Source organism: Solemya elarraichensis gill symbiont, assembly GCF_002021095.1.
Classification (GTDB): Bacteria; Pseudomonadota; Gammaproteobacteria; order Chromatiales; family Chromatiaceae.
Genome location: NZ_MPRK01000148.1, coordinates 1 through 4,476, shown reverse-complemented (window position 1 = coordinate 4,476; position 4,476 = coordinate 1). Strand labels below are relative to the sequence as shown.

The following is a 4,476-nucleotide window of genomic DNA, read 5'->3' as shown; positions in this document are numbered from 1 at the left end:
ACTGGGCTTGGGGAGGTCAGAGCTCAGGGGTTTCTTCTGATTCAGGAAGTCTGAGAAGTGGGTCCTCTTCGAGCTCGATAAATTGAAGATTCTTGGAATCTGACTGAATTATCTTGATGTGTGTGTCGGCCTCGGGGTTTTAGTCTCTTCCGCTAGCTCTTCGTCAGTCACAGGGTAAAGTTCGACCTAATCTCAATGTTGAAGCATAATCACAGCAAGCCTTCTTGCGCATTATAATCCAGTGTCATGCTTGCTTGAAAAAAGAGGTAAGCGAAGCTTGATGTGATGGTACCAATAATCATGAAAGCGTAGATGTGGGAAAAGTTACTTCGGCGACAAGGATCATAGGACTTTCTAGTTTGGAAACAGTTGTTCTCCCTAGCAAATGGGTCACTGGGCAAGCGTTTGAACAAGCCTTACGCTCCAGCCCAGCGCTGCTGACATCGCCCGATATGTTCGTTCGTTTCGAGATTCCATCGAACTGTAAGATCATGGTAGCGGCGGGTGTGAAGTTACTTTCATTGGCGAACCAGTTGCAAGCGATTGGAAAATCGGTGTCGATGAGTTTTGGATTCAGCTCTGCGACACTAGGCTATCTGAACCGTATCGGCTTCTTTGATTTGCTGGATACCCGAATTACGGTGGAGCCGGAAAGGCCATCGTATTCAAGCGCGGAGCTGTATCGGGGTGGTAATCAAGGGCTTGTGGAATTTGCGCCGATAAGCCCCATTCATCAGGATCGAGAATTGCCTAGCCGACTTGAACGTGCGTTAACTGCCGCGTTGCCGGATACCGTCGATAGGGATGCATTTGGGCCGGCCGCTTACACCGTATTGGGAGAGTTGGTCAGCAATATCTACGAACACAGCGAAACCAATTTAGACGGCTTTGCCGTTTTGCAGGTCTATCCGCAGGGGAAGAAGGCAACGGTTGCTGTGTCGGATAGTGGCAAAGGATTGATCGAGACACTTCGGCCAGCACTACTCATGCAAGACCATGCTTTGGGTAGTCTCGATGACGCGTCGTTGTTGGTCGAGGCATTCCGAAACGGGCTATCACGTCATGGTAAGGGTAGAGGAAACGGGCTGAAACAGTGTGCCACTAAGGCCATCAGATACAATGCCAAGTTGGAGGTGCGTCTGCCGAACACCTACGTCCGACTGGTCCCGTCCACTGACGGCTACACGCCTCACACGGTTTATTCTCAGAACGATGCACCGCTGTTGTGGGGGACGCACTTAGCATTTGAATTCTCACTTGCGTAACTAGCAAAAAACTGTTTCAATATATTCAATGAAGCAGAAATCAACGACAATTCGTGTGCACGATTTCATGGAGCGTGATGACGGCTGGGGCAATAGTGAAGGCCGGGCTGTCCACAGCCAGCTTATTGCTGCTGTCGGGCAGAGCCCAGGGATTTTGGTCTTCTATGTCTCGTTTGATGGTGTTCGTCGAGTGGATGTTTCTTTTGCGAGAGAAAGCGTGGTTGAGCTAGCTGTTCGTTATCGAGGTAGGAAAGGTTTCTGCCTGAAGGACATCCCGAACCAGGACATGCTGGAGAACCTGGAAGCCGCGGCGATTCGTCGGGAGCAACCAATCGGCCTCAGTGAAGAAGGGCGTCACGGCATGATCGGCTTGGAACCAAGTCGCGGAAACAAAGAACTACTAGATTACGTGCTCGAAACAGGAGAAACATCGGCATCCTATGTCGCAGACAAGCTCGAGTTAAAACTAACCAACGCGAGCACGAAACTGAAACAGTTGTTGGAAGCGGGGTTCATTCTCCGAAAGGATGAGAAGGCACCTTCCGGCGGAGTCGAATTTCGTTACTTTGCGATTCGTTGATTTTTTTTGGAATCTGGTTCAATAGTTTCATTGAATGAATATTTAGGGTAGATTGAATGACAGAACGTTTTCAAATCCTTTCGCTAGACGGCGGTGGCATCAGAGGAATGTTTTCAGCGGCGTTGCTAGCCCATATTGAACGGGACCTGGGTGTATCGATTACTGATCATTTTGACTTGATCGCAGGGACTTCAACCGGAGGGATCATCGCGTTGGGTCTTGGACTTGGGCTTACCCCAGAAGAAATACTGGGTTTCTATGTCGATCACGGCAAGTCAATGTTTCCAGCGTCACCTTTTCGCAGACTACGTCATTTGGTCAGAAATAAGTATGATTCTAGAGGACTGGAGTTAGCGCTCCGGGAGTGTTTTGGAGAGCAGCTTATTGGCGAAAGCAAGCGGATGTTAGTTATCCCAAGTTTCGATCTCGCGCATACTGATGTAGCGTTGTTCAAGACGGCTCACCACGAAGATTTCGTCAGGGATTACAAGATGCCAGCGTGGAAAGTCGCCATGGCAACCACAGCAGCACCCACCTATTTCCCAGGGTTCAGTCAAATCGAAGATCGCACTTTGATTGATGGCGGGGTTTGGGCGAACAACCCAACCATGGTGGCCCTAGCCGAGGCAGTGGGCATTTTGAAGGTGCCTGTCGATCAGATACGAATTCTTTCCATCGGTACTTTTGAAGAGATATCAGCACCTCCCAAACGCCTGACAACTGGAGGCTTGCTTCAATGGGCACGGCTAAGTGCTAAGACGATCATGGCCGGACAAAATGCCGGTGCAAAAAAGCAGGCGCAGCTCATGGTCGGAAAAGAAAACCTTGTGCGTATCAATCCGGTAACCCCAAAGGGCTTGTACCAGCTAGATGCCTACACACCCAAAGAACTTCTTGGGAAAGCGGCAATGGCGAGCAAGCATAAAATGCCGATCATCCGAAAAACGTTTCTTGATCACAAGGCACCGCCGTTTGTGCCTGCAAACCCTCTTTCCCCTGAGATACAGCCATGACTTTCCAAACCCTTAACGATACACAGAAACACCACCTTGCTGGTCTGCTCGAAATGGCATGCCAGGAGTTGGAACTGACGAAAACCCAGTTTGAGGATGCGCAATCGAAATATGATGCAGTGGGACGCTGGCTGGACGATGCGGACCATCCGATACTGGCTGACTCTCGAATCTTCTCTCAAGGTTCAGTCCGGCTCGGCACAACGGTGAAGCCATTGGGGCGAGATGAGTATGACGTCGATCTAGTATGTCACTTGCTGAGCGGACATGCATCCATGGGCGCCGCCTATCTGAAAAAAATCATAGGTGATCGACTAAAAGCCAACGGACACTATCAGCCTATACTTGAGGAGAAACAGAGATGCTGGCGGCTTAATTATGCGGGCCAATTTCATATGGATATCACGCCCTCAGTGACCAATTCCCGGTGTGTCGACGGCGGTCTCTTGGTACCTGACAAGGACCTGAGCCAGTCGATGAAACCATCGAATCCGGAAGGGTACACGCAATGGTTCGAAAAGCGGGCGGAGATGACACCTTACATGATGGCACCGGGCTCAATGGAAATCAGAGCAGATATAGAGCCACTCCCGGAGCAGGTACCGATAAAAGGGTTGCTGAAGCGCATCGTGCAAATTTGTAAGCGCCATCGCGATCTAAAGTTCAAAGATGACGATTCGGGAAAAGCACCGATCTCCGTGATCATAACGACCCTGGCGGCGCATTCTTATGAGGCGGTGGTTACTAGCGGACGTAGACTCGCCGATATTGACATGGTGTACGAGGTCATCGCTGGAATGAAGCGTTACATCCAGTGTCAGAAAACTGCGACCGGCATCTTTTACTACATACCAAACCCGACAACCAAAGGCGAAAACTTCGCTGAAAAATGGAATACCAACCGGGAACGGGCAAAAGCTTTTTTCGAGTGGCACGGTGCGATCTTGCATGATGTTGAAGAGTTGGGTCGGATCGCTGGGCTGGATAGCTTGATTGAGCATTTAAGAGAAAAAATCATTGGGCCTGAGGCGGGACGAGTCCTGACGAAAGTCACCGATCGCATGAGTGTGGCCCGCACTGCGGGTATCTTGCTTGCATCATCAAGCATCGGTGTAGGCACCGCGCATGGTGACCCAGTCAGGCCGAACAAGTTTTATGGTAGTTAGCGATGCTTACATCAAAGCAGCATCGTCAGTTACGTCAATACAACCGAATTGGTTTGACTCAGCAGTTGCAGAATCTCCGGCAGTCGGTGCAGTCGGGCAATGGTCAGATTGAGCGGCATGCGACCCTGGTTTGGGAGTATCCTGCGAGGCCATCTCCCATGGGGTGGGTATACCAGATCGGCATCAGATACAGATTAGGAAAACTTCCGCAGACCTATGTGCTTGATCCTTCCATACAGGATTTGGCGGGCGATCGAGAAATCCCCCATCTGTACTCGCAGGACAAACAACAACTGTGTCTTTTCTATCCAAGGCACGATGAATGGAATGAAACCATGTGGCTATCCGCATCCGTGGCCTTGATTGCCATTCGATAACTTCTTCAATAACAGCATGAGTGACTTTGGATATCAGGGTTGGTGAGATGTCAGCGTCGTACATCTCTTCAAATG

At 50.1% G+C, this 4,476-nt stretch carries 5 protein-coding genes and 1 pseudogene; 5 read left to right on the top strand and 1 reads right to left on the bottom strand.

What is annotated here, in order from left to right:
• Positions 1 to 359: 359 nt before the first annotated feature.
• From BOW51_RS07800 to BOW51_RS12025, 5 genes are all read left to right on the top strand, one after another.
• Positions 360 to 1,265 (top strand): ATP-binding protein, encoded by a 906-nt coding sequence (locus BOW51_RS07800; protein ID WP_135568144.1) that lies wholly within the window; start codon positions 360 to 362, stop codon positions 1,263 to 1,265.
• A 28-nt stretch (positions 1,266 to 1,293) separates the two neighbouring features.
• A complete protein-coding gene (locus BOW51_RS07795) occupies positions 1,294 to 1,845 on the top strand; it encodes a helix-turn-helix domain-containing protein (protein ID WP_078477192.1) in 552 nt (183 codons plus the stop codon).
• A gap of 56 nt (positions 1,846 to 1,901) precedes the next feature.
• Positions 1,902 to 2,858: a CBASS cGAMP-activated phospholipase gene (locus BOW51_RS07790; protein WP_078477191.1), complete on the top strand. Its 957-nt coding sequence runs from the start codon at positions 1,902 to 1,904 to the stop codon at positions 2,856 to 2,858.
• Positions 2,855 to 4,024: a nucleotidyltransferase domain-containing protein gene (locus tag BOW51_RS07785; protein WP_078477190.1), complete on the top strand. Its 1,170-nt coding sequence runs from the start codon at positions 2,855 to 2,857 to the stop codon at positions 4,022 to 4,024. Before BOW51_RS07790 ends, BOW51_RS07785 begins: the two co-directional genes overlap by 4 nt.
• 86 nt (positions 4,025 to 4,110) lie before the next feature.
• Positions 4,111 to 4,401: a type II CBASS E2 protein gene (locus BOW51_RS12025; RefSeq protein WP_503167672.1), complete on the top strand. Its 291-nt coding sequence runs from the start codon at positions 4,111 to 4,113 to the stop codon at positions 4,399 to 4,401.
• Here the strand turns inward: BOW51_RS12025 and BOW51_RS11400 are convergent.
• Positions 4,379 to 4,476, bottom strand: a pseudogene (locus tag BOW51_RS11400) (transposase); the annotation flags it as partial. The gene BOW51_RS12025 and the pseudogene BOW51_RS11400 sit on opposite strands and share 23 nt — an antisense overlap.

What these genes read in the sequence shown, in the direction of transcription:
- BOW51_RS07795 (WP_078477192.1), top strand. Translation starts at nt 1,294, where the DNA reads ATGAAGCAGAAATCAACGACAATTCGTGTGCACGATTTCATGGAGCGT.
- BOW51_RS07785 (WP_078477190.1), top strand. Translation starts at nt 2,855, where the DNA reads ATGACTTTCCAAACCCTTAACGATACACAGAAACACCACCTTGCTGGT.
- BOW51_RS07790 (WP_078477191.1), top strand. Translation starts at nt 1,902, where the DNA reads ATGACAGAACGTTTTCAAATCCTTTCGCTAGACGGCGGTGGCATCAGA.